Raw genomic sequence first — 24512 nt, 5'->3', positions numbered from 1 at the left:
ACCGGTCGTCGCGGTCCGAACGCACCCCATGAGTAACGAGTCATCACCCAACCCACTCGTCCGCGGGTGGAACCGAGTACAGCGCCGATACAGCGCGAACCGGAACCGCTGGCTCGGTGCCGCGCTCGTCGTCGGGCTCTTCCTGTTGAACGTCGTCCCCTTCGTCGTCATCGTCCTCTCCAGCTTCCGGGCGAACGGGACGAACCTCTGGGCGGACCTGACCCTCCGCAACTGGCGACTCTTCGTGACGAACAGCGGCCCAGTCATCGTCAACACCTTCGTCTTCACTGTCGGGGCGGCCACGCTCACGACGTTCCTCGCGGGGTGCGTCGCGTGGGTGATCGCGCGGACCAACGCCCCGCTTCGGCGCGTCTACTACTTCTCGATCTTCCTCGTCTTCTTCTACCCGCCGGTCGTCATCGAGACCGTCTGGATTCGACTCCTCGGTGACAACGGGCTGTACCCCGCGCTCCTGGGTTTCGAGACCTTCCACATCTACTCGATGGTCGGGATGATCGTCGTCCAGTCGATCCGGATGCTCCCCATCGGGATGATCCTCCTCATCCCCCTCTTCGGCAGCATCGACCGGACCCTGGAGGACGCGAGTCGGCTCTCCGGTGCGGGACTGTTGCAGACGCTCCGCTACGTCACCGGGCCGCTGCTCCTCCCCGGGCTGTCGGTGGTGTTCGTCTTCACCTTCCTCATCACGCTGGAGTCGTTTCGCGTGCCGCTCATCATCGGCCTCCCCGCGGAGATTCCCGTCCTCGCCATCAAGGTCTACCAGAGCACGAACGTCCCCCCGATAGACTACGGCGTCGCCATGGTGCAGGCGGTCTTCCTCGTCGGCGTCGCCATCCCGCTCCTCTACCTCTACAAGCGGATGCTCGGGAAGACGAACCAGTACGTCACCGTCTCCGGTGAGGGGTTCGTCGCCGACAGCGTCGACGTCGGCCGCTGGCGATACGTCTACTCGGCGCTCACCGGCCTGTTCATCTTCGTGACCGTGATCGTCCCGGGCCTGTTCATGGTGTACAACTCCCTGCTTCCTTACTACATGCCCCCGCACGTCATGTCCGCCGAGCAAATTATCTCCTCGATCACCTTCGAGGGGTACACGGCGATGATCGGCGACGCGGAGCTGATCGACGCGGCCGCCAACAGCTTCCTCGTGGCCTTCATCGCGGCGTTCCTCCTCACGGGGACCGGCATCGTCATCGCGTGGGTGGTCAACAAGTCCAGCATCGAGTACCGGAAGGTCATCGACTACTTGGCGTTCTTCCCCATCGGCATCCCCGCGGTGTCGCTGGCGCTCGCCATGATGGTCATGTACCTCAAGTTCCTCGACTTCGTCCCGATCTACGGTACGATAGCTATCTTTCTCGTCGCCTTCTACATCAAGTACATCCCCTCGAACGTCCGGACGATGGAGACGGCGGTGCTCCAGGTCGACACGTCGCTCCTCGAAGCCGGTGCCGTCTCGGGTGCGAGCACGATTCGGTCGATATACAGCCTCCTCGTGCCGGTGATATTCGACCTCACGCGGATTTCCTGGATCCTCTCGTTCAGTTTCATCGCCATGGAGATGCCCATCGTGATGATGCTCCGGAGCCCGGACACGCCCATGATCTCCTCCGTCCTCTATCGTATCTCGAACCAGGCCACGACACACGCGGAGACGTACGCCTTCGGCGTCTCGATTACTCTCCTGTTCATCGTCGTCGTGCTGTTGCTTCACGCCACGAAGTACAAACGCTTCAACCTCTTTCGCTGGTGACGCCCCGCGGCGCCGCGGGGGCGTCATCGCTCGGTGGTTCCTTTCCCTTTCACCTGCCCAAAGCTTATAGTCGCCACTGGTGAAGTCGTGTTCACACGATCATGCGATTACTTCTCAAAGAGTGCCGTTCGGCTCCTGACAGCGCACCGGTGGGGCAATAACCGATGACGGGAGACGGCACCCGACAACCGAGTCTCGGGGAGCTCTCGACGATTCAGGCCGAGAACCACCCCGGGGGGCTCGCGTTCGCCGACGACACCGGAACGGCGCTCACGTGGCGGGAGTTCGAGGCGCGAAGCACCGACCTCGCCGCGTCCTTCGCCGACCGGCTCTGCCACCGCGACCGCGTGGCCTTCCTCTGTGACACCGGCGTCGACACCGTCACTGCGTGGAACGGCGCGGTGAAGGCCGGGGCCATCACCTCGTTCGTTCACACCCAATCCTCCCCGGAGACGGTCCGCTACACCATCGACCACTTCGACCCCTCGATACTCGTCGTCAGCGAGACGTACGCGGCGTTCGTTGATGAGCGAGTCGTCGACGGACTGACGGCCGAGCCCGAAATCGTCGTCCTCGGCGACGCGGCGCGCGAACACGGGCGCTCGGTGGACGACTTTGTCGCCGCGACGGACGACGTTCGGCCGGACACCTATCTGGACGAGGACGACATCGGTGCGGTCATCTGGACCTCGGGGACGACCGGCGACCCGAAGGGATGGTGTCACACGTACCGGAACCTCCGCATGAAGGCCCGCGACCCGAGCGTCATCACGAACCGCTCGAAGACGCGAATGAGCCAGACGATGCCGTCACTCGGCGGGTGGTACAAGTGCGTCGTCGCGACGCTTCTCGCCGGCAGTTCGCTCGTCCTCCTCACCGACTGGGGGCCGGAGCGGTGGCTCGCCGCCGTCGAACGCCACGGGGTGACGCACGCCTCCATGGTGCCGACGATGTGGCGCGAAGTGCTAAACACGGACGTCGACGCCTACGACGTCGACACGCTCGAAACCGTGCTCTGCCTCGGCGAGAAGGTCGAGCCCGAGACGCTCAGGCGAATCCGCTCGACCGTCTGCGAGAGCGTCGTGAACGCGTACGCGTCGACGGAAGTGGACGTCTCGATGCTGGAGAACGAGGAGTTCACCGAGGACCGCCTCGGAAGCGTCGGCAAGCCCTCCGGTGGCACGCGGGTTCGCGTCGTCGAGGAAGGGGGGGCGCCCGACGCGACGGTCCCGGTCGGCGACGTGGGCGAGGTCATCGTGCACGCGCCCGACCGCCCCGTCTGGGCGTGGCAACGGAGCGAGGTCCTCGATGAGGAGTTCACCGACGGGTGGTGGTACTCCGGCGACCTCGGCTACAAGGACGAGGACGGCTATCTCTATCTCGAAGGCCGCAAGGACTTCATGATCAAGTCGAAGGGCGTGAAGGTGTTCCCGAGCCCCATCGAGGGCGTGCTCAACGACCACCCGGGTGTCGAGGAGGCTGCCGTCGTCGGTCTCGACGACGACGAGTACGGCCAGAAGGTCACGGCGGTCGTTCGCCGGAGCGACCCGACGGTTACGGCCGCGGACCTCGACGAGGCGTGTCTCGAAAGCGACGAGATCGCCCGGTTCGAACGCCCCCGAGAGTACCGTTTCGTCGACTTCGAGATTCCGAAGACGCCGAGTCAGAAACTCGACCGACAGGGGACCGCCGAGCGGCTCGACCACTCCGACTAACGCCCCAGCGCATCCGTCCGAGTATTTCTGACGGACACCACTCGTTCCGAGCCGGTCCCTTTACGCGCGTATTGGTGTAACGGACGCCGCCTCGACTCAGAGCTACGGCGTCGCGCGAAGTACTGGGACCGTCAGTATATATCGGACGCCGAGCGATACCCGACACGCGGTTACTCGAACTGGTACGGGTCACGCGACATCTCACGGTGTTGTAGCTCGCGGTAGTTGATGCTGATCTCGTCCGCGATGGCGTTCAACTGCCCTTCGAGCTCGCCGCAGTAGCCGGGCCGTTTGAGCCGACCGGACGGACACGCGACGGACACGCTCCCGAGCACCGTCCCGTCGAACGTCACCGGGCACGCCACGAACCCGATACCGACCGACTGCTCGTCCGCATCCGTGGCATAACCGTCCTCCGCGATCCGTTCGAGCTCCCGACGAAGCGCTCCGGCGTCCGTGGTCGTCTGCTCGGTCCGGCAGGCGAGCGGATCGGCGAGTAACCGATCACGACGCGCCTCGGGTAGCGACGCGAGGAGTACTTTCCCGCCGGCGTGCGTGTGCAGCGGCGTCCGCATCCCCGGATACGGGCCCATACACGCCAGCCGCCGCTCGTGCTCGGCGTGGACTAGAACCCACTCCCCGGCCTCTTCCACGCCGATCTGCGCGATCTCCCCGGTTTCGGACGCTAGATCGGCCAGCGGGGCGCGCGAAGCCCGAAAGAACTGTTCACCGTACTTCACTCGACTCCCGCGCTGGAGGAACCGGTATCCGAGCCGGTACGTGCCGTCCTCGCGGGAGACGTATCCGGCCTCGGCGAGCGACACCAAATAGTCGTGTGCGGTGCTCCGCGTCACGTCGAGTTCGTCGGCGACCGCCGCTGGTCCCGCGCTGCCCAGCCGCCCAAGCACGTCCACGACGTCGAACGCCCGTTCGACGGTCTTCAACGACCCCGTTCCTTGTGACATACCCTCACTCTCTTGTCGACGACTATAACGTTCGGGGTCGCCGCGACCACCATCCGCCGGTCCGTCTCCAACTCCGCTCCGCTCGCCGATCCGGTCATCGGCGTCACGCGTCGGTTGTCGGTGTCCGACTTCCCGGACGCACAATTATCAGATTCAAATATACTGTGTAGAAATTATAATTATTGTCGAGGACCGCGAAAGACCGACGCCTCCTCTTCTCTTGGTTGACTGGCCGACGGTGACGCCGGTTCGCCTCTCGTCCCGCCCGATGTCGCGGCTTCGAGTCGATATGCCCGATGATACACGGGTGGCAGTTGACGGACGCGACACGAGGCGTCCCGTACCGTCGTGAATCGTCTCAATTCCCCCGGAAACGAAGCGGCTGCACTCAGCATTTTCTATCTGCTCTATTGACATCTGAAGAAAATAGACGAGCACAACACTATATTCATTCCTGTTAGTCGATAGCTTCTCTTCTATAATGGTTTACAAACACGTCTTCAGGGCCGTTGGGCGGGTCAGCTAGCTTGCCGACCGCCGCGCCACCTCCGCCGAACGGCGACACCGTGGGGACGTCCCCCGTCTCGTCGGAACGTTCGAGACCGACGGCATCGGGCGTATTTCACCGCCGAGCCGCCTCTCCGGACAGATTCCTAATAGATACTACTCTAGTATTCGCTCGAAACTCCAGCGATAATACTATAACCGTCCTCGAAGAACACAGTGTCGTGTCTCTGGAACAGCAGCCCACGTCACCACTCGCCGACGCGGGAGAACGAACGCTGGAGATCGGCGGCGACCGGCCGATACGCATCAGCACGGGCCATCGCCTCCGCCACCACGACGGGAAGTGCAGCCGTCCACACGGCCACAACTACGAGATTTCGGTCGAAGTGACCGGCACGCTCTCGGCGGACGGGTGGGTCGTCGACAAGGGCGACGTCACGGGCGTCATCGACGAGTGGGACCATCGCTTCCTCGTCGAGGCGGGCGACCCGCTCGTCGAGGCGTTCGAGGAAAGCGGCGACTCCGATGGCCTCGTCGTCCTCGACCACCCCCCGACGGCTGAGGTGATGGGGGTCCTCCTCGAAGAGAAACTCCAGGACGTACTTCCGGACCGTATCTCCGACGTCTCCGTCTCCGTCCGCGAGACGGCCGAGCTCTGCGCGGGGAGGTACTGATGCCCGTCAACGCGAGCGCCGACGCGGCGTCGCCGACCGCGGACGCCGACGACGCGGCGACGCTCCCCATCAACGAGGTATTCTACTCGCTGCAGGGGGAGGGGACACTCGCCGGCGTGCCGAGCGTCTTCGTGCGCACCTCTGGGTGTAACCTCCGGTGTTGGTTCTGTGATTCCTACCACACGTCGTGGGAACCGACGCACGGCGCGATGACCCTCGACGACATCGTCGCGGACATCGAGTCTCACGGGGAGGCCGACCACGTCGTCCTCACGGGTGGTGAACCGCTCATCCACGAGCAGTCCGTCGCCCTCCTCGAACGCCTCGACGGGTTGGGGTACCACACGACCGTCGAGACGAACGGCACCATCTATCGCGACGCTCCAATCGACCTCGCCTCTATCAGTCCGAAACTCGCCTCCAGCACGCCCACTCCCGAGAAGGACCCGAAGGGTGACGGCGAGTGGGCCGAACGCCACGAGGAGCGCCGTATCGACATCGACGCCCTCGCGGACCTCGTCGACACCTACGACTCCCAGTTGAAGTTCGTCGTCACCGGCGAGGACGACCTCCCGGAGATCGAGGACCTTCTCGAACGCGTTCGGAACGCCGCCGCGACGACCGTCGCGGATTCGGACGTCCTCCTGATGCCCGAGGGGACGACGCGCGAGCAGTTGGACGGCTCGCGGAACAGGGTCGCCGACCTCGCCATCGAGTACGGCTATCGCTACACGCCCCGCCTGCACGTCGACCTCTGGAACGACGCCCCCGGAACCTGATCTATGACACGACACGATTCTCACGACCCGACGACCCGTCTCGACTCGTCGCTCGAACACCCCGCGGTCGACACCGGCCGACACCCGTTCACCGTCGCGGTGGAGGGCCAGCGATGAGCGACGCGACCGAGAAGCGCGCCGTCGTGCTCGCGTCCGGCGGGATGGACTCCGCGACGGCCGCCGCCGTCGCGCAGGAGCGTGGCTACGACCTCTACATGCTCCACACCTCCTACGGCCAGCGCACCGAGGACAAAGAATACGAATGCGCGACGGCGCAAGCCGAGCACTTCGACGCCGCGGACTTCCTCCACCTCACTACCGACCACCTCTCGAAGGTCGGTGGCTCCTCGCTCACCGACGAGGAGATGGCCGTCGAGGACGCCGACCTCGAAAGCGACGAAATCCCCACGTCGTACGTCCCGTTCCGAAACGCGAACCTCCTCGCGATGGCGACCTCCTACGCGGAGGCGAACGACTGCGACGCCGTCTTCATGGGCGCACACTCCGAGGACTTCTCCGGCTACCCCGACTGCCGCCCCGAGTTCTTCGACGCCTTTCAGCAGGTCGTCGACGTCGGCACCAAGGACGACACCCGAATCGGCATCGAGGCGCCGTTCACCGAGTGGTCCAAGACCGACATCGCCCAGAAGGGCACCGGCCTCGACGTCCCCTACGACCTCACGTGGAGTTGCTACCGCGACGACGAACCCGCCTGCGGGACCTGTGACGCCTGCGCGTTCCGCCTCCAAGCCTTCCAGAACATCGACGTCCACGACCCGATCGAGTACGCCGAGCGGCCCGACTACACCGAGGCCTGATTCCGGGCCCCCACACAGTCCGGGTCAGCCACTCGCCCACCGTCTTCCAACGCACGGCGATGCTCTACCACGCCGGTATCCCCGCCGAACGCGGTGCCGAACCGCACCGCCTCGACCCGACCGCCGACTCGTGGCGACTCCGCGAGTCCCCGCGCGCGTTCCGATAGCGCTCGCACCGAACCGCGGAGGAGGGGGACGTCTCTATAGGTATCCGATGTGGTATAATCCGCTCATAGCAACCGCTTTCTTCGGAAATACGCCCCATCCACGTGATGGTATCAACACGACGGAAGTTCATCGGGACTGCTTCCGCTGCCGCCCTGACGAGTCTCGCGGGTTGTAACACGGGGTCCTCCACCGAACAGACGACGACCGGGACAGGGAGTGCGGAGACGTACGACATCGGCTACGGTGACTCCCGGACGACGGTCGAGGCGTCCGCCTTCCCGGACATGCTGTACTTCTACTGCGTGCAGTCGGGGTGGATGAACTGGCCGTCGCTGATGCAGTCCTTCGAGGACGCGTACGGCGTCGCGGTGCACGACGACGACCGCTCGTCGGGGGAAGCCCTCCAGCACATGCGTTCGCACGCGAACGACATGACGCACTCGGGCTACAACGGCGGGTACACGTACGGCATCGTCGCCCACAACGACGGCTTCACGCGGGCGTACAAGCCGAACGGCTGGGATACGGTCCCCGAGTCGCTGAAGACGGACGACGGTCACGTGACCGCGACGCGACGGGTGACGACGGCCGTCACGTATCGCAAAGACATCTACGAGGAGCGCGGCCTCGAGGAACCGACGACGTGGGAGGACCTGTTGCAGCCCGAGATCATGCAGGACCTCGCGCTCCAGACCCCACAGGCCGCCGTCGGACTGGCGACGGCGCTCTCGATCAACAACGCCCGCGGCGGGACGATGGACGACCTCCAGCCGGTCATCGACTACTACACCCGGATTCAAGAGGGCGGCGCGGAGTTCACCGACAACTTCCTCGCGCAGTTCTCGCGCGGCGAGTACGCGACGTTCCTCCGCTACGACTACTCCGGACTCGACCTGAAGTACAATAACACGGAGGTCCCCGAGGAGAACGTCGGCGTCGCCCTGCTCGGCGGCGAGAACGGAAACGAGGGCGCGCTCAACATGCCCTACGGCTACGCGCTCCTGAAGGACGCCCCGAACCCCGGTGCGGCGAAGCTCTTCATGGACTACGTGCTCTCGCTCGAGGGCCAGCGGCAGTTCCTCGACGCGTACGTCCGGCCGATCCGCTCCGCGGAGCTCGAACTCCCCGACGAGTTCATCGACCCCGCGGAGTACGAGCGCACGGAGTTCCAAGTGGACTACGGACAACTCGTCGAGCGACAGGAGTCGATCATCCAAGCGATCACGCGCGGCGCGAACATCTGAGAATGGCGGACGGACACGCCGGCACGGACGCTCCCTCGACGGGACGCGACCGGCGCACTGGCGTCGCCGGCGTTCTCGACGCGCTCTCCGACCCCGTCACCGAGCGGGATCGGGAGTACCGCCGTATCGCGGCCCTCTGCGCGCCGTTCGCCGCCCTGGTGCTCCTCGCCGGGCTCTACCCGCTCGCGGAGGTCGTGCGAATCAGCGTCTCCACCGACCAGTATCGGTCGGTCGGCGTCTCCCTCGGGGCGTACGCGACGCTGTTCGGCGACCCGTACTACCGGTCGGTCGCGTTCAACTCCCTCTGGCTCGCCGCCGGGACGACCGTCGTCTCGGTCGCGCTCGCCGTCCCCATCGCGCACGCGCTGGAGAAGTACGACCTCCCGGGCGAGGACCTGCTCGTGACGCTCGTCTCCTTCCCGATTAGCCTCCCCGGGATCGTCGCCGCGTTCATGATCCTCGTGCTCTTCGGGAACAACGGCCTCGTCACGGCCATCGTCGCCGCGCTCACCGGGAGCCGTCCGCTCGACGTCGCGTTCGCGGTGAGCGTGCCCGGCCTGTTCGTCGCGTTCGTCTACTCGATGGTGCCGCGCGCGACGCTCATCCTCCGCGGGACGTACGCGGAGGTCGATGAGGCCGCCGAGGAGGCCGCACAATCGCTGGGCGCGACGCCGTTCGAGACCTTCCGCTACGTGACCCTGCCGCAGATTCGTCCGGGTATCACCGGGGCCGTCATCCTCACGTTCCGCACGGGGCTGGCGATCTTCGGGACGCTCATCGTCATCCAGACGCTCGTCGTCTGGACGCTCCAGATATCGCGCGAACTCGGGAACGGCTGGAACGTCCAGGTGGCGGGCGCGATGGCGACCGTCTACTTCCTCTTCACCTTCCTGTTCACGGTGCTGGGACTGCGGTACACGAGCGCGGAGGTCGGTCTCTGATGGTCGCCCTCTCGCGGCGCGTCGGCCGGCCGGCCGTGACGGCGCTCCTCCTCGCGGCGGTCGTCTTCCTCGTCGGCCCCATCGTCCTCACGGTCGTCGCGTCGTTCGCCCGCAGTTGGACCGGCGTCCTCCCTTCGGGGTTCGTCACCCTCCAGAACTGGCGGGAAGTGCTCGGGCTCGCGGAGACGTTCGGCGCACAGCGGAGCATGGGGTGGGACCCGCTCGTCACCCTCCCGGTTGCCGGTGGGACGACGCTGATGGTCCCCTCCGAACTCGCGTTCAGCGTCGGCCTCGCGCTCGGCGGCGTGCTGATCAACCTCGTCGTCGGGGTGCCGATCGCGTACGCGGTCTCCCGCTACGACTTCCGCGGGAAGGAGTGGGTGAACGCGCTGTCGATCCTCCCGCTCGTCCCGGGCGTGATCCTCGGCGTCGCGTTCCTCCGTGCGTATCCCGAGCTCTCGGGGACGAGCGTCGGCCTCATCGTCGGCTACTCGCTCCTGAAAGCGCCGTTCATGGTGATGGCCGTGCAGAGCGAGTTCGAGTCGATGCCGCTGCGCCGCCTTGAGGAGTCCGCGCGTTCGCTCGGCGCGTCGTGGCCGCGGACGTTCCTGACGGTCATCGTCCCGAACGCGAGCTCCGGCATCATCTCCGGTGCGATCATCTGCTGGGCGCTCGCCGCCGCCGAGTTCAACTTCTCCTACATCGTCTGGGCGAAGGGTACACAGCCGCTCGCGGTCTTCCTCCAGCGCCACATCTCGAACAGCTCGTTCACGAAAGCTGCCGCCGCGGTCTCGATGTTCTTCTGCATCATCGCCGTCGTCACGCTCCTCCTCCAGCAGCTGGGGCGACGTGGCTTCGACACGAGAGGACACTGAACACAATGGCACGCGTCACACTCGATTCGGTGCGAAAGACGTACGGCGACACGACGGCGATGGACGGCGTCTCGTTCACCGTCGGCGACGGAGAAGTACTGGGCGTTCTCGGGCCCTCGGGGTGCGGGAAGACGACGACGCTGCGGAGTATCGCGGGGTTCGAGACGCCGACCTCGGGGACGATCCGCTTCGACGACGACGAGGTCACGCACGTCCCCCCGGAGAACCGGAACGTCGGTCTCGTCTTCCAAGAGTACGCCCTCTTCGACAACATGACCGTCGCGGAGAACGTCGCCTTCGGCCCGAAGATGCGAGGCGTCGACAAAACAGCCCGGCGCGAGCGCGCGACCGATCTCCTCGAACTGCTCGGCATCGGCGGGTTCGAGGACCGTGACCCGACGACGCTCTCCGGCGGCCAACAGCAGCGCGTCGGCCTCGCGCGCGCACTCGCCATCGAGCCGAGTATCCTGCTCCTCGACGAACCGATGACCGGACTGGACGCGAAACTGAAGACGCGTCTCCAGCGCGAAGTCGGCGACCTCCTCGCCGAATTGGACGTCACCGGCCTCTACGTGACGCACGACCAGGAGGAGGCGATGGTGATGTGCGACCGCGTCGCGGTCGTGAACGACGGTCGCGTCGAACAGATCGGCACACCACGGGAAATCTACGAGGACCCCGCCAACGACTTCGTCGCCGAGTTCGTCTCGCTCGACCCACCGGCGCTCCCGTTCGTCGAATGGTGAGGTGCACGCCACACCACGCCGACGGCGCTCTCGGGAGGTGTCAGCGGTGACGTCGCCACAGCGTCCCGGGACCGACGCGCACGGTCCGTCGACACCGACGGTCATCGCGCATCGCGGTTTCGCCGGGCTCGCACCCGAGAACACGCCCGCGGCGGCCCGCCTCGCCGCCGCGCGTGGCGCCGACGTGATCGAGTGCGACGTCGTCGCCACGGCCGACGGCGACCCGGTCGTGTTTCACGACCCGGCCCTCGACGCGTCCGGCGAGAGCCGCGGCATCACCGACCGAACGGGACGGGTCGCGGAGCGCACAACCGACTACGTGACCGGGGCGACGGTTCTCGGTAGCGGCGAGCACGTCCCCACGTTCGCGCGCTTCGTCGAGGCGGTTCCCGCGTCGGTCTCGCTCAACGTCGAACTGAAACGTCCCCGGGATGTCGAGCCCCGACACGGCGTCCCGCCCGACGAAATCCGTGTGGCACATCGGGAGGCGTGGCAGCCGCTCGTCGACCGCGTCCTCGACGTCCTCGATACGAACGCCCGGGGGACGTGGTTCTCCTCGTTCTCTCAGAGCGCCCTCGAAGCGGTCCGTCGACGGGAGACGAGCGCGCGGATCGCCCCGCTCGCCGAGTCCGTCGAGACCGCCCTCGAGATGGCCGAGATGCTCGGGACGGACACAATCCATCCCCCGATCACGTCTCTCACGACTGTCGAGGCATCGCGGCGTCTCGACGCGTACACCGTGAACGCGTGGACGGCGCGCACTTGGACCGACGCACGCGACGCCCTGCGACACGACGTCGACGGCCTCATCGCGGACTACCCGGACCTCGACGCGATAACTGACGGCTCCGGGACGCACACCGATACCTGACCGGACCCCTCTTAGCGCCGGCGGTCGGCCATTCGGCCGAGCGCTGGGCTTATCTGCGGAAGCACCGAACCAGGTGGTAGTTGATGACCACCGGTCCGACCGACACCGATCAGGCCCGCTCGGACGGCGCGTCGGGAGATACGAACGCGACGTCGCGGTCGCTCGGGCCGGACGACGCCGCGATATACGTCGACGGGCTCGCGAAGACGTTCGGGGACGGCGCGGACGCCGTGACCGCCGTCGACGACGTCTCCTTCACCGTCGCACCCGGCGAAGTCGTGGGGTTGCTCGGCCCGAACGGCGCGGGCAAGACCACGACCATCAAGTCGATTCTCGGGCTCGTCCTCCCCGACGATGGCGCGGTGCGTATTCAGGGTGTCGACGTCCACGCCGACCCGCGAGCGGCCTACGAGCACGTCGACGCCATGCTGGAGGGCGCGCGCAACGACTACTGGCGGTTGACGGTCCGGGAGAACCTTCGGTACTTCGCCGCGATACGGGGGCAGAATCCCGACGCCGTCGCCGACCGCCACGAAGCCCTCCTCGATAATCTCGACCTCGCGGACAAAGCGGACACGGCGGTTCGAGAGCTCTCGCGCGGGATGAAGCAGAAGGTATCGCTCGCGAGCGTGCTCGCCGGCGACGTCTCCGTCGCCTTCCTCGACGAGCCAACGCTCGGACTGGACGTCGAGAGCTCGCTGAAACTGCGGCGCGAACTCCGTCGGCTCGCCGAGGAACGCGGGCTGACGCTCGTCCTCTCCAGTCACGACATGGACGTCATCGAGGACGTCTGCGACCGCGTCGTCATCATGAACGAGGGGAGGGTGATCGTCGACGACACCGTCGAGGACCTGCTCGCGGGCTTCGAGACGAGAGGCTACCGCATCACCGTTCGCGGCGTCGACGACGCGACCCTCGACGACGTACGGGAGCGCTTCGAGCTCTCCGACGTCCAGCGGACCGCTGACCGGGCGCGCTTCGACGTCGCCGCCGACACCGAGACGTTCTACCGGCTGACGGACGCGATGGAGGCCCACGGCCTCGACGTCGCGAGCGTCGAGACGGTCCAGCCGGACCTCGCGGAGGTGTTCGTCGAGATGACGAGCGCGACTCCCGACGGTGACCCCGCGAGCGACGGGGCGGAACCCGAAAGCGAACCACGGACGAACCACCCGCCGGCCGGTGACGGTGGTGACGGGCGATGACGGCCGTCGGGGACCCCGCGCGGACCGGGGGCTACTACCACCTCCTGAAGGCCGTCGTCTACCGCGACCTCCTCATCTGGGTCCGGTACCCGCTGAACGCGGCGCTCGGGCTCTTCATGGGCGTCTTCTTCTTCGCGCTGATGTTCTACGGCGGGACGCTCGTCGCGGGTCAGGCCTTCTCGGACTCCATCGAGGGGCTGGTCGTCGGCTACTTCCTGTGGACGCTCTCGCTGGGCGCGTACTCGGGAATCATGAACGACATCCAGTCCGAGGCGAGTTGGGGAACGCTGGAGCGACACTTCATGACGCCCTTTGGCTTCGGGCCGGTGGTGTTCGCGAAGTCCATCGCCATCGTCTTCCGGACGTTCGTGACCTCCGCGGTGGTCCTCGCCGTCATGTTGCTCATCACGGGGACGCCCCTCGACCTCAATCTCGTGACGGTGCTCCCCGTCGCGCTCCTCACCGTCGCGGGCGCGCTCGGCCTCGGCCTCGTGATGGGCGGGCTGAGCGTGCTCTACAAGCGCATCTCGAACGTCGCGAACCTCCTCCAGTTCGCGTTCATCGGCCTCATCTCCGCGCCCGTCTTCGACATCCCGTGGACGCGGTTCCTGCCGCTCGTCCAGGGGAGCGCGATGCTCCAGCGGGCGATGGTCGAGGGCACCCACCTCTGGGAGTTCGACTCGTTCACCCTCGCCGTCCTCGTCGGCACGTCCGTCGGCTACCTCGCGCTCGGCTACGCCATCTTCGGGCTCGCGACGCGGCGTGCCCGTCGACTCGGCGTCCTCGGCGACTACTGACGCGGCGCGCTCGCCGCTGCGCGGACCACCCCGGCCGACGCGCACAAACTCTTCTGGCTCGCCGAGCGCGACGCCGGCGACGTCATCGTCGACAGCGTCACCGGCGACGAATCACGCCTCGGGGGCTGACCGACTCGGCCGTTCGCCACGAAACGCCTCCGCTTCGCCCGGACGAGCGAGAAGCGGCCCCACATCGTCGACCGGACCCGCCTCACGCCTCGACGGACACTACTCCACGGTCGTCGACGCCGGGTCGTCCTCGGCTTGCGCCTCCCAGAGGGCGGCGTATCCGCGGTCGGCCGCGAGGAGTTCGTCGTGGGTGCCAGTTTCGACGATTTCGCCGTCCGCCATGACGACGATGCGGTCGGCGTCGCGGATCGTGGAGAGCCGATGAGCGATGACGAACGCGGTGCGGTCCTCGATGAGGCGGTCGATGCTCTCCTGAATCAGCTCCTCGGTCTCCGTATCGACGTCGGAGGTCGCCTCGTCGAACACGATTATCTCCGGGTCGTTGAGGAGCGCGCGAGCGATGGCGACACGCTGGCGCTGGCCGCCGGAGAGTTTCACGCCGCGCTCGCCGACGAGCGTGTCGTAGCCCTCCGGGAGGTTCCCAATGAACGCGTCGGCCTCAGCGGCTTCGGCGGCCTCGACGACGGCCTCGCGGGTCTCCGCGTCCGCCTCCCACTCCTCACGGAGGAGTTCCCGGTCGCCGTACGCGATGTTCTCCGCAATCGTCCCCGAGAAGAGATAGGGGTTCTGCTCGACGACGGCGACCGACTCGCGGAGCGTCTCGAGGTCGTAGTCGCGCACGTCCACGCCATCGACGCGAACGGCGCCCGCATCGACGTCGTGGAAGCGCGGGATGAGCTTGAGGAGTGTGGATTTCCCGGCACCGGAGGTCCCGGCGAGGCCGACGGTCGCGCCCGCCGGGACGTCGAGGGAGACGTCCGTGAGGACCGGCTGGTCGTCGTAGCCGAACGTGGCGTCGTCGAAGGTCACGCGGCCGTCGACCGCCGCCGGCACGTAGGGGTCCTCTGGGCTCGTGATGGTCGGGGTACGTCCGAGGAGACCGAAGACGCGTTCCGCACTGGACTTCGCGAGCTGGTACTTGTTCGCGGACTTGCCCACGCGCCGCATCGGCGAGTAGAGCCGGCGCAGATAGAGGAAGAACAGGGCGAACGCACCCGCGCTGAGCGCGCCCGGGGCACCCGCGACGATGTCGCTACCGCCGACGTAGAGGACGAGTACGAAGACGACGCCGGTGAGGAGGCGCAGCCCCGCGAAGAACGCCCGGCGGATGCGGAGCGCCCCGACCTTCTCGTCGTGGTAGGTCTGGCTCTGCTCGGCGACACGTTCGCGCTCGAAGCCGTAGCGGTTGAACGCCTTGATGACGGCGGCGCCGCCGAGGTTGTTCTCGAGGCGCGTGTTCAGTCGCGCGACCGTCTCCCGGATCGACTTATACCGGGGCTCGATCCACGTGAGGAAGCGCCCGGAAGCGACGCCGATTATCGGGACGGGCGCGAGGGCGATCAGCGCGAGCTTCGGCGAGTAGAGCCAGAGCACGACGCCGATCCCGCCGACGGTCGCGACGACGCGGATGAGCTGGCGGAACTCCGTGTTCAGGAACTTCTCCAGGCGGTTGATGTCGCTGTTCAGGATGGACATCATCCCGCCGGTCTGGTGGTTGACGAAGAAGTCCATCGAGAGGTGCTGCAGGTGGTCGTACGTGTCGTCGCGCAGGTCGCGCTGGACCTTCTGCGCGGTCGATTGGAGGAGGTAGCGTGACGCGAAGCGCGCGACCGACCGCACGAGGTACGCGAGCACGGCGATCACGACGAGACGTTCGAGAAGCGCGTGTCTCGCGGCCTGCCCGGTGATCCCGTGTCCGGGGAGGAGGCCGAGCGAGGCGAGCAGCCCCGGCTCCCCGGACTGGAGGACGACGCGGTTGATCGCGGCCGCGACGACGATTGGCGGGACGAGGCGCGCGAAGCGCGTGCAGAACGACGCCACGACCCCCACCACCAGCCGAAGCCAGTACGGGCGAGCGTACCCGAGGAGGTTCCGAATCGGGTGGCCGTCCACGTTCTCGCGGACGTGCTTGAAGCCACCGTGTTCGTCCGACATGCCACGGCGAACGGGCCACGCCGTCAAGTATGCCGTGGCTCGGCACGGAGAGAACCCGCTACCACGCGAGCAACCACTATCGGTCCGCCAGTCGGTGAGTGAGACGTGAAGCCATCGTGGGAGCGGTCATCACCGGTATCACGACGCGTTCGTCGCCGAGCCTCCGGTTCTTGAAGCGTTCCCTCGCCTCGACCGATGGTGGTTCGATCCCGAGACGGTCGACAGTTAGCTACACTCGTCGTCGCGTCTCTGCACTCCGAGGCGCGTGACGCCGTCCCGCAGTCGTGTGGGCTGCCCAGCATCGCCCCTCATGGCCGATTGCGCTGTCGTGTTCTTCGACTCCGCCATTGAGTCCGTCCCGGCCATACTCCGGTCCGACGCGACTACACGTGACAGTGATCCGCCGGCGACCGTCCCCTCGCCCTTGACAGCCGCCACTATCGCGTCGAGACCTCCCTCTCGGCGAAATCGGTCGTTACTGTCGATATCTACTGATTGAAACAGCTGCCGCGTCGTGTTTTACTCCCGTTCTGGGTTTCTACCGCGTTGCGACCTGACGATGGTCGTCGCGTCTGGTTGACTGCTGACGGTTTCAATCCCGTTCTGGGTTTCTACCGCGTTGCGACCCGCCACGAGACTTCGAGGACTCGTGGTACGCGTTTCAATCCCGTTCTGGGTTTCTACCGCGTTGCGACCCTCGGCCGCCAGCCCGAGCGGGGATGGAGCGACGAGTTTCAATCCCGTTCTGGGTTTCTACCGCGTTGCGACCGGACGTCCCGATCTCGATGGAGCGCCGACTCATTCGGTTTCAATCCCGTTCTGGGTTTCTACCGCGTTGCGACATGACTCGGGTCTGCCTCGACCTATTCGCCGGGTTTCAATCCCGTTCTGGGTTTCTACCGCGTTGCGACGATCCCGTGGTGGCTCCTCCCCGCCGTCCTGCTGATGTTTCAATCCCGTTCTGGGTTTCTACCGCGTTGCGACCAATTGCGCACGCGACGCCGTTCCCCGAGTTCGACGTTTCAATCCCGTTCTGGGTTTCTACCGCGTTGCGACCCAGCGTGCCTGTGGACACTATTGACGTGACGGAGTTTCAATCCCGTTCTGGGTTTCTACCGCGTTGCGACGTTCTTCTTCGCGCTCTGCTTCCTTCTCCGTCGCGTTTCAATCCCGTTCTGGGTTTCTACCGCGTTGCGACACCGCACACGTCGACGACGGAAAGCCGTGTCACGGCATCGTTTCAATCCCGTTCTGGGTTTCTACCGCGTTGCGACTATAGCGAAGAACTCGTCTCGCATTCGCTTGTCTTGTTTCAATCCCGTTCTGGGTTTCTACCGCGTTGCGACACTCGGTCGACTACGCGGCGAACACCGTGACCGTGAGTTTCAATCCCGTTCTGGGTTTCTACCGCGTTGCGACCAACCGCCAGTTCCGGGTCGGCATCCGCGTGCTCTTTGTTTCAATCCCGTTCTGGGTTTCTACCGCGTTGCGACACCACCACGCGCACCGAGTTGCCACGCCGCATCTACGTGTTTCAATCCCGTTCTGGGTTTCTACCGCGTTGCGACGGCCCGAGCGGGATTGAGTACGGGCATCGGCTTCGGTGTTTCAATCCCGTTCTGGGTTTCTACCGCGTTGCGACATCAGGATGTTGATTGACCCCTCGAATCCATCAAGGTTTCAATCCCGTTCTGGGTTTCTACCGCGTTGCGACGCCACCATCCGGTTCGGTCTCACTCTCGTCGTCGTGTTTCAATCCCGTTCTGGGTTTCTACCGCGTTGCGACCACTTGCGACGGATCGCGTGACCGAAGTCTCGGCGTGTTTCAATCCCGTTCTGGGTTTCTACCGCGTTGCGACACCCGCCGAGGCTATCGGCCTTGTCGATGTACGTCAGGTTTCAATCCCGTTCTGGGTTTCTACCGCGTTGCGACGCCCTCTGGGGCATCCTGCCGGTCCTCCTTGTCCTGTTTCAATCCCGTTCTGGGTTTCTACCGCGTTGCGACTGTAGTATGGCACGAGAGATGTACCACGCAACCGAGTTTCAATCCCGTTCTGGGTTTCTACCGCGTTGCGACTCGCCATGCACACCAGCCTCGTCGCGGATTGGTTCGTTTCAATCCCGTTCTGGGTTTCTACCGCGTTGCGACGTGAGGGTCTCGGCGATGTCCCACTCGACGGGGCTGAATCGTTTCAATCCCGTTCTGGGTTTCTACCGCGTTGCGACTCGCCGTTCGCGTTCCGCATCTCGGAGACCGTAAACTGTTTCAATCCCGTTCTGGGTTTCTACCGCGTTGCGACGGATTCACCTCCTCGCGCGCATACTTAATCCATGCTGTTTCAATCCCGTTCTGGGTTTCTACCGCGTTGCGACTCGCGATTATCGTCGAAGTAGAGTTGGAGGATGCTGTTTCAATCCCGTTCTGGGTTTCTACCGCGTTGCGACGCGCCACTTGACGACTCCATCAAGCGCATGCTCTTGTTTCAATCCCGTTCTGGGTTTCTACCGCGTTGCGACCGATAGGCGCGTCAAACCCGTACAGTACCACCGTCGGTTTCAATCCCGTTCTGGGTTTCTACCGCGTTGCGACGAAGCTCAGGGGCTCCGCGAACCACCCGACAAGATGCAGTCCCTGTTTCAATCCCGTTCTGGGTTTCTACCGCGTTGCGACCCGGAGGGCTTCCACGACGATACGGTCGACGCGCTGTTTCAATCCCGTTCTGGGTTTCTACCGCGTTGCGACTCGCAATCGAGGCAGATGAGCCGCCACTCGGTGCGTTTCAATCCCGTTCTGGGTTTCTACCGCGTTGCGACAAACCTCACCGACATCGTCGACATCGCTGTTGCGGCGTTTCAATCCCGTTCTGGGTTTCTACCGCGTTGCGACCACCGTCGCAGGTTATCAACTTAACAATACCGGTGATAGAGCGTCAGAGTTTCAATCCCGTTCTGGGTTTCTACCGCGTTGCGACCGAGCGCCGCCGCGAGCAGCACGCGATCGTCGCGGCGTTTCAATCCCGTTCTGGGTTTCTACCGCGTTGCGACCGTTGTCGAGCGTGACGGTCTCGTTGACGACGACGTGTTTCAATCCCGTTCTGGGTTTCTACCGCGTTGCGACGCGTCTCGACGGACGACCTCGCGACCGTCGAGTTGTTTCAATCCCGTTCTGGGTTTCTACCGCGTTGCGACACGACGTCCTCAATTGGGACGCCGCGCTCGTAGTCGTTTCAATCCCGTTCTGGGTTTCTACCGCGTTGCGACGAAGACGACGCAGGGAGACTACGCGAAGATAGACCTGTTTCAATCCCGTTCTGGGTTTCTACCGCGTTGCGACATGGCGGCCACCCCCTCCCCGAGTCCTTCGAAGCGTTGTTTCAATCCCGTTCTGGGTTTCTACCGCGTTGCGACAGGGGGTGTTTTCTCGGGGATGGCACCTATAGTTTTCTCTGGCGGCAGGAGAGAGTGGCGACCGTTCGTGGACCCCCGCTGTACACGGCTTTGAAAAAGGTCCACGAAGGGGGTGTCAGATGACGTTCGACTGCTCCCCCGGCGGCTCCGTTCCGAGGTCGGTCGTCGCCTTCTGACAGGCTTCACAGAGTCGATACAATCGAATACGGTCGCCATCGGCTGGCTCGATGTGACTCTCGAGTTCGTCTTCGAGTTCGACCCGCTGGCTCTTCGAGACGTCGAGTTCGAAGACGCTGTACTGTCGCCACGCCCCGTATCGTTCGAGCGTCCGATAGACGCGCCGCCGATTCGCGTCGTCGCTGACGTCGTACGTCACCGCCAACCTCATCTCGACACCTCCAGTGCGTGGTAGTCGTCGAGCTCGCCCGTGATCGCTTTCCGCAGGAGGATCACTTGCTGTCGGATCGCCTTTCGACGGCTCACGCGATAGTCGAAGTGCGGATGCGTCAGCTCCTCGGTCATGTAGTCGTCGAACTTGTCCAGGTACGCTCGAAAGCCGTCGTCGGTGAGGCGATTATCGTCGCCGAACTGGTCGTGCGTGATCGTCCCTCGGTTGACCAAACGGGTGACGAACGCGTCGCAGAACAGCGGTCGAAACTCCTCTTGGAGGTCGAGCGCGAGCGACGGCCGCCCGTGTCGGTCGGCGTGGAGCACGCCCAAGAAGGGATCGAGATTGTAGCAGCGTAACGCGCTCAACACCTCGTTCTTCATCATCACGTACGTCAGTGACAGCAGGGAGTTGATGTGGTCCTCGGGCGGGCGCTTACTGCGCGTCTCGAACGTCCAGTCGTCGACGAGCGTCTCGTCGAGTCGGTCGAAGTAGCGTTCGGCGGCCTCGCCCTCGACGCCGCGGAGGTCGTCCTTGTTCGACGCGGTCGAGACGCGTTCGCCGAGGTCCTTGAGCACGGTCGTCCCGCGAACGCCCTTCCGCGAGAGGATCGTCCGCGCGTTCCGGACCTTCGCCGCGATCATGGCCTTCGCGATGGTGAGCTCAGAGCCATCGTCGAGTGCGTACTGCGCGCGACGGACTTCTGCGATGGTGTTCCGCTCCGGCACGAAGCTCCCACGGTACTGCCCGTTCTGCGTGAAGTAGTTGAGCACGATCCCGTGTTCGTTCGCCGTCGCGACGAACGGCGTCGAGAAGTTCACGCCGCCGAAGACGTTGATCGTGTCGAGTTTCTCGACGGGGAACGACGCGAGTTCGCCGTCGTCTCCCTCGACGTCGTAGATGACGACTTGACCGCCGTCGATGCGGACCTGTGAACCCTGCGTCGTCACGTAGACGACCGAGTCGTCGAACATCCCTTGGCTCGCTTTCACGCCAGATCACCTGCCGTCGTCCCCTCCCATCCCGTTCCTTCTGCCTTAGACGGGGAGAGAACGGCTGTTTCACCGGGCATACAGTACGTTCTCGCGGAGCACGCCTCGCACTTCGACGGATTCTGCGTCAACGGCGGGATCGAATCGACGGACATGGTCTGGATTCGCTGTAGTATCTCGCGGACTGTGTCGCGGTGGTCCTGTGTGATACGGACCGAGTGTCGGGTATCGGTCGAGTAGAGGTAGATGTATCCCACGTTCACGGATTCGTCGATGGCATCTTCGAGCAGCATACAGTAGCCAGCGAGTTGGATCTCGTCACTCGGATAGTACGAGCCGCTCTCCGAGCGCTTCCGTTCGACCGGGGTCGGTGTCCCGTTTTCGGTGTCCACGAGGTCGATCTTCCCGTGCAACTCGAGGTCGTCGGAGCGGAAGTACCGCTCCGTCACCCAGCCACCACGGCGGGACGCGTGCTCGTGTTTCGAGCGGCCGTCGACGAGTTCGTACGGTTCGCCGATCTCGTCGTAGTACCGTTGGTAGTAGTACCGACGGGGACAGTAGACGAACTCGTTCAGCGCACTCACGTAGACCAGTTCGTCCTTGAAGCTCGACTCCGGCATCTCAGAGATCGATCCCCAGGCTCTCGAGGTCGACGGCGTTCTGTGACTCCTGTACCGCGCAGTGAAGATAGAGCGCGTCGAGACCGAGCGCGACACACCACTGCTCGTCGCCGAGGGCGAGCGGGTAGAGGAAGAGAAACGTCCCGAGGTCGTATCGGTTCTTGACCTCCGAGGGATTCCCCTTCAGGGCGTAGCAGAGCACGTCGAGGTCCCCGTCCATCCCGTCACGAAGGTGGTCGATTGACGTGATCCGATCCGCTCCGTCCGGATCGACGTCAATCCCGATTCCATCGAGTTCACGGGGTTTCCGCGTTCCCTCGTCGGCGCCGTCGCCGCGAAGCCAGCCGTATATCTCTGAGATAGCTTGAAGACGTACGCTCCTTCCGTATCCGTCGTCGTTCGTTTCGATCGTTCCGTCGTAGGTGCAGTATCCCGTGACGTACGGCGCGAGGTGGGAGACGTCGCCGGCGTACTCGTTGGGGACGACCTCGTCGAATCCGGCACGTGAGAAGAATTCGACGTCCCCGTAACGAAGGAGGTAGAACAGGTCGTACGTCTTGATCGGCTCGTCGGCGCCCGGCTCCCTGTCGTAGACGAGGGCTTGTAGCGAGCCGCCGCGGTACCACTGGAGCGTGCGTTCGACCGCGCTGTCGATGACATCGGCGTGCGCTTCGACGTCCGATAGAGTGAGCGGTGGATCGCCACCGCCGAAGTGTCGGAGGATACGCGTCCACCCCCTCTCGCGGATATCTTCGGCCCGTTCCGAGTTGGCATCGCGAGCACGCCGTTCGACGTGGTGGTATGCTTCGGCCGCCGAGTACCGCCAGTCGAACGATTCGAACTCCCGAGGGTTGTGATAGGCGTCCTCGAGCGTCTCGACGAGATGCACCCGCGGGACACGACCGTCGTGTTCGATCTCGGCGAGCGAAGCCGCGACGGTCGATGGAACGTAGCAGCGGGCGGACTGTGGCTCGGATTCCGTTCGGAGACGGCCGAGGCGCTGGACGAAACTCGCCCGGTCGGGAGCCGAAAACACGAGACGGTCGACAGAGAAGTCGATTCCGACCTCGACGGCGGAGTTACTCACCAGCACGTCGAAGTCGTCCAGTTTCTCCTCGGCGTCACCGCGGTGGAACCCGTCGATTCGCACGACGGTCCGCTCGTCAAGCGCGCCCGAGAGGCGAGTATATACCTCGTCAACCTCGTGTATCCCGTCGAGAATGAAGACGGTCCGTCCGGGCTGGTCGGCGAACGCTTCTGTGTCCTCCCAATCCGCATCGAGGAGTTCGCTTGCGGTGTCGAACGTCGACGCCGAGCGGACGTCGAGGTCGACGGGGGGCATGACCGCACTCCATCCGTTCGTCGGTGTCTCGCCGAACGGTCGCTCCTCAACAGTTTCTCGACGCCCGGTCACGCGATGGTACGGCGCGCTCATCGCCTCCTCGAAGCGGTGTTCGAGGCGCGTCGTCGGCGTCGCGCTGAGGAGTACGACCTTCGAGAGCGCGCACTGGTACTCGGGGAGGTCGTACATCTCGTCGAGCGCGAACAGGAGCGTGTTCTGCTCTTTCCGACCGGCGCGATGGAACTCGTCGACGACGACCGTCTCGAACTCGTTGAGCTGCCTGATCCGCGAGCCCGGATCACCGGACCACCCGTATATGTGTCTGCGCATCATCACGAGGATGTCGGGATTCGTCAGGACGAGGACCGGACCGTGACGCTGATAGACGTACGTTCGAAGGAGTCGCTGTAACCGTTCCCCGTTCGTCTCCGCTTCCGGGTACTCGGCTGCGTACTGTGTCCGGAGTGTCTCGGCGGTGACCGGGAGCACCTCGACGCTCGCCCCAACGTCCGGGAAGCTCTCCTCGAGTTCCTCGGTGAGTTGGTCGTACTGGTCGTGGATGAGCGCGTTCGTCGGGTAGACGGCGAGCGCGTGTTCACCGCGTTCGACGATCGGTGCGAGCCACGACATCGTCTTCCCGCCGCCGGTCGGGCTGTCGTTCACCGCGAGGAACTCGTCTGCGCTCCGAAACAGCTCCCGGAGGTCCTGCTGGTGAGCGTACGGCTCGAAATCCGGCGTCTCGACCGGGTACGTCGAGTCGTCGTGGCGTCGGAGCTCGACGCCTGCAAGTGGGAGTGCGGCCCTCATCGCTTGGTCTCGAGGAACGTCGCGTCGGCGGGGAGGCGGACGCCGTCGTCGTCTTCACCGTCCTCGTCGTCCCCATCCGGGGTCTCGAGTTCGAGGTACGAACCCTCGTAGGAGGCCTGCATCACGAGCGGCGTCGGTCGCATCCGCTTCGTCACGAGGTTCCCGACCGGCGTGAGCGCCGTGTCGTACGCGCCGATCGGATGACCGAGATCGAATCCACCGGACCCTTCCGAGACGGTCAGTGGTTCGGTCTCGACGCGAGCTTTCCCGCGCTTCTTTCCGAGGCGAACGTATCCCGGAACCCGCGCGTCCAGTTCGCCCGCGTCGAGACCCCGCCCGACGATGTAACACGTGAGCTCGTTCCCGTGTCCGAGGACGCGACGGCGGCCGTACGTTGGGAGGTTTCGAGAGGCGTCGGTATTCTCGTCGTCCGTTGCCGCGTAGTTGATGGTCGCGTAGTCGTCGCTGCTCGTGTTGTACGTCGACGTGATTCGGTTCGCGAGTCCCGTCCCGGGCGAGTCGGACGGCGTCGCCGGCGTCACGTACAGCTCATCGGCGACCGCGTCGGTGTCGTCGAGGTACGTCGGCTCGAACGAGCGGTCGACGTACCGGCCGGACGCGAGGCCGAGCGCGTAGTAGAGCGCCGTGTTCAGGAAGTACGGTTCCGTGTCCGCGAGCCGACCGACCTCGCGGCTCGCGAACCAGACCTCCCCCTGCGTCCGGAGCGTCACTTCGAGTGCTGCCGTCATACC

Annotated in this window: 19 protein-coding genes and 1 CRISPR repeat array; of the genes, 12 read left to right on the top strand and 7 right to left on the bottom strand. The window is 64.8% G+C overall.

Annotated elements, in window-relative coordinates:
- Nucleotides 1-28: 28 nt before the first annotated feature.
- On the top strand, nt 29-1774 hold the full coding sequence (locus IEX84_RS05765) for an ABC transporter permease (RefSeq protein WP_188870758.1): 1746 nt from the start codon (nt 29-31) through the stop codon (nt 1772-1774).
- A 164-nt stretch (nt 1775-1938) separates the two neighbouring features.
- Nucleotides 1939-3489: a class I adenylate-forming enzyme family protein gene (locus IEX84_RS05760; protein WP_188870756.1), complete on the top strand. Its 1551-nt coding sequence runs from the start codon at nt 1939-1941 to the stop codon at nt 3487-3489.
- Between the two features lie 170 nt (nt 3490-3659).
- Here IEX84_RS05760 and IEX84_RS05755 read toward each other — a convergent pair whose 3' ends face one another.
- Nucleotides 3660-4598, bottom strand: a complete 939-nt coding sequence (locus IEX84_RS05755) for an IclR family transcriptional regulator (protein ID WP_188870753.1) — start codon at nt 4596-4598, stop codon at nt 3660-3662.
- A 584-nt stretch (nt 4599-5182) separates the two neighbouring features.
- Between IEX84_RS05755 and IEX84_RS05750 the strand changes: the two genes are divergently transcribed.
- The 10 genes from IEX84_RS05750 (at nt 5183) to IEX84_RS05705 (ending at nt 14079) form a co-directional block, all read left to right on the top strand.
- Nucleotides 5183-5635, top strand: a complete 453-nt coding sequence (locus IEX84_RS05750) for a 6-pyruvoyl trahydropterin synthase family protein (RefSeq protein ID WP_188870751.1) — start codon at nt 5183-5185, stop codon at nt 5633-5635.
- Nucleotides 5635-6414, top strand: coding sequence for a 7-carboxy-7-deazaguanine synthase QueE (locus IEX84_RS05745; RefSeq protein WP_188870749.1), 780 nt, complete (start codon nt 5635-5637; stop codon nt 6412-6414). The genes IEX84_RS05750 and IEX84_RS05745 overlap by 1 nt, the downstream gene beginning before the upstream one ends.
- Before the next feature lie 113 nt (nt 6415-6527).
- Complete coding sequence (queC, locus tag IEX84_RS05740; RefSeq protein ID WP_188870747.1) at nt 6528-7232, top strand: 7-cyano-7-deazaguanine synthase QueC; 705 nt, start codon at nt 6528-6530, stop codon at nt 7230-7232.
- 320 nt (nt 7233-7552) lie between these two features.
- Nucleotides 7553-8644: an extracellular solute-binding protein gene (locus tag IEX84_RS05735; protein ID WP_188870927.1), complete on the top strand. Its 1092-nt coding sequence runs from the start codon at nt 7553-7555 to the stop codon at nt 8642-8644.
- 2 nt (nt 8645-8646) lie between these two features.
- A complete protein-coding gene (locus tag IEX84_RS05730; protein WP_188870745.1) occupies nt 8647-9585 on the top strand; it encodes an ABC transporter permease in 939 nt (312 codons plus the stop codon).
- Nucleotides 9582-10460 (top strand): ABC transporter permease, encoded by an 879-nt coding sequence (locus IEX84_RS05725; RefSeq protein ID WP_407647591.1) that lies wholly within the window; start codon nt 9582-9584, stop codon nt 10458-10460. The genes IEX84_RS05730 and IEX84_RS05725 overlap by 4 nt, the downstream gene beginning before the upstream one ends.
- Nucleotides 10461-10465: 5 nt before the next feature.
- A complete protein-coding gene (locus IEX84_RS05720) occupies nt 10466-11206 on the top strand; it encodes an ABC transporter ATP-binding protein (protein WP_188870741.1) in 741 nt (246 codons plus the stop codon).
- Nucleotides 11207-11252: 46 nt separating this feature from the next.
- Complete coding sequence (locus tag IEX84_RS05715) at nt 11253-12077, top strand: glycerophosphodiester phosphodiesterase (protein ID WP_188870738.1); 825 nt, start codon at nt 11253-11255, stop codon at nt 12075-12077.
- A gap of 83 nt (nt 12078-12160) precedes the next feature.
- A complete protein-coding gene (locus IEX84_RS05710; protein ID WP_188870736.1) occupies nt 12161-13282 on the top strand; it encodes an ABC transporter ATP-binding protein in 1122 nt (373 codons plus the stop codon).
- Nucleotides 13279-14079 (top strand): ABC transporter permease, encoded by an 801-nt coding sequence (locus IEX84_RS05705; RefSeq protein WP_188870734.1) that lies wholly within the window; start codon nt 13279-13281, stop codon nt 14077-14079. Before IEX84_RS05710 ends, IEX84_RS05705 begins: the two co-directional genes overlap by 4 nt.
- Nucleotides 14080-14307: 228 nt before the next feature.
- Here the strand turns inward: IEX84_RS05705 and IEX84_RS05700 are convergent, their stop codons facing one another.
- From IEX84_RS05700 to cas5d, 6 genes are all read right to left on the bottom strand, one after another.
- Nucleotides 14308-16203: an ABC transporter ATP-binding protein gene (locus IEX84_RS05700; RefSeq protein ID WP_188870731.1), complete on the bottom strand. Its 1896-nt coding sequence runs from the start codon at nt 16201-16203 to the stop codon at nt 14308-14310.
- A gap of 516 nt (nt 16204-16719) precedes the next feature.
- Nucleotides 16720-19611: a CRISPR direct-repeat array (repeat unit 37 nt; unit sequence GTTTCAATCCCGTTCTGGGTTTCTACCGCGTTGCGAC).
- 115 nt (nt 19612-19726) lie between these two features.
- Entirely contained in the window at nt 19727-19999 is a 273-nt protein-coding gene (gene cas2, locus IEX84_RS05695; RefSeq protein WP_188870729.1) for a CRISPR-associated endonuclease Cas2, read from the bottom strand.
- Nucleotides 19996-20991: a CRISPR-associated endonuclease Cas1 gene (gene cas1, locus IEX84_RS05690; protein WP_188870726.1), complete on the bottom strand. Its 996-nt coding sequence runs from the start codon at nt 20989-20991 to the stop codon at nt 19996-19998. The genes cas2 and cas1 overlap by 4 nt, the downstream gene beginning before the upstream one ends.
- Nucleotides 20988-21611, bottom strand: coding sequence for a CRISPR-associated protein Cas4 (gene cas4 / locus IEX84_RS05685; protein ID WP_188870724.1), 624 nt, complete (start codon nt 21609-21611; stop codon nt 20988-20990). The genes cas1 and cas4 overlap by 4 nt, the downstream gene beginning before the upstream one ends.
- Before the next feature lies 1 nt (nt 21612).
- On the bottom strand, nt 21613-23760 hold the full coding sequence (gene cas3, locus IEX84_RS05680) for a type I-D CRISPR-associated helicase Cas3' (protein ID WP_188870722.1): 2148 nt from the start codon (nt 23758-23760) through the stop codon (nt 21613-21615).
- Entirely contained in the window at nt 23757-24509 is a 753-nt protein-coding gene (cas5d, locus tag IEX84_RS05675) for a type I-D CRISPR-associated protein Cas5/Csc1 (RefSeq protein ID WP_188870720.1), read from the bottom strand. Before cas5d ends, cas3 begins: the two co-directional genes overlap by 4 nt.
- Nucleotides 24510-24512: the final 3 nt, after the last annotated feature.

It is taken from the genome of Halarchaeum rubridurum (genome assembly GCF_014647115.1).
GTDB classification, from domain to species: Archaea; Halobacteriota; Halobacteria; order Halobacteriales; family Halobacteriaceae; genus Halarchaeum; species Halarchaeum rubridurum.
Note: the sequence above shows the minus strand (reverse complement) of the source record. Positions and strands in the feature narration are given on the sequence as shown.

What these genes read in the sequence shown, in the direction of transcription:
- queC (WP_188870747.1), top strand. Translation starts at nt 6,528, where the DNA reads ATGAGCGACGCGACCGAGAAGCGCGCCGTCGTGCTCGCGTCCGGCGGG.
- cas2 (WP_188870729.1), bottom strand. Translation starts at nt 19,999, where the DNA reads ATGAGGTTGGCGGTGACGTACGACGTCAGCGACGACGCGAATCGGCGG.
- IEX84_RS05730 (WP_188870745.1), top strand. Translation starts at nt 8,647, where the DNA reads ATGGCGGACGGACACGCCGGCACGGACGCTCCCTCGACGGGACGCGAC.
- IEX84_RS05705 (WP_188870734.1), top strand. Translation starts at nt 13,279, where the DNA reads ATGACGGCCGTCGGGGACCCCGCGCGGACCGGGGGCTACTACCACCTC.
- IEX84_RS05700 (WP_188870731.1), bottom strand. Translation starts at nt 16,203, where the DNA reads ATGTCGGACGAACACGGTGGCTTCAAGCACGTCCGCGAGAACGTGGAC.
- IEX84_RS05765 (WP_188870758.1), top strand. Translation starts at nt 29, where the DNA reads ATGAGTAACGAGTCATCACCCAACCCACTCGTCCGCGGGTGGAACCGA.
- IEX84_RS05720 (WP_188870741.1), top strand. Translation starts at nt 10,466, where the DNA reads ATGGCACGCGTCACACTCGATTCGGTGCGAAAGACGTACGGCGACACG.
- cas3 (WP_188870722.1), bottom strand. Translation starts at nt 23,760, where the DNA reads ATGAGGGCCGCACTCCCACTTGCAGGCGTCGAGCTCCGACGCCACGAC.
- IEX84_RS05760 (WP_188870756.1), top strand. Translation starts at nt 1,939, where the DNA reads ATGACGGGAGACGGCACCCGACAACCGAGTCTCGGGGAGCTCTCGACG.
- cas5d (WP_188870720.1), bottom strand. Translation starts at nt 24,509, where the DNA reads ATGACGGCAGCACTCGAAGTGACGCTCCGGACGCAGGGGGAGGTCTGG.
- IEX84_RS05710 (WP_188870736.1), top strand. Translation starts at nt 12,161, where the DNA reads ATGACCACCGGTCCGACCGACACCGATCAGGCCCGCTCGGACGGCGCG.
- cas4 (WP_188870724.1), bottom strand. Translation starts at nt 21,611, where the DNA reads ATGCCGGAGTCGAGCTTCAAGGACGAACTGGTCTACGTGAGTGCGCTG.
- IEX84_RS05745 (WP_188870749.1), top strand. Translation starts at nt 5,635, where the DNA reads ATGCCCGTCAACGCGAGCGCCGACGCGGCGTCGCCGACCGCGGACGCC.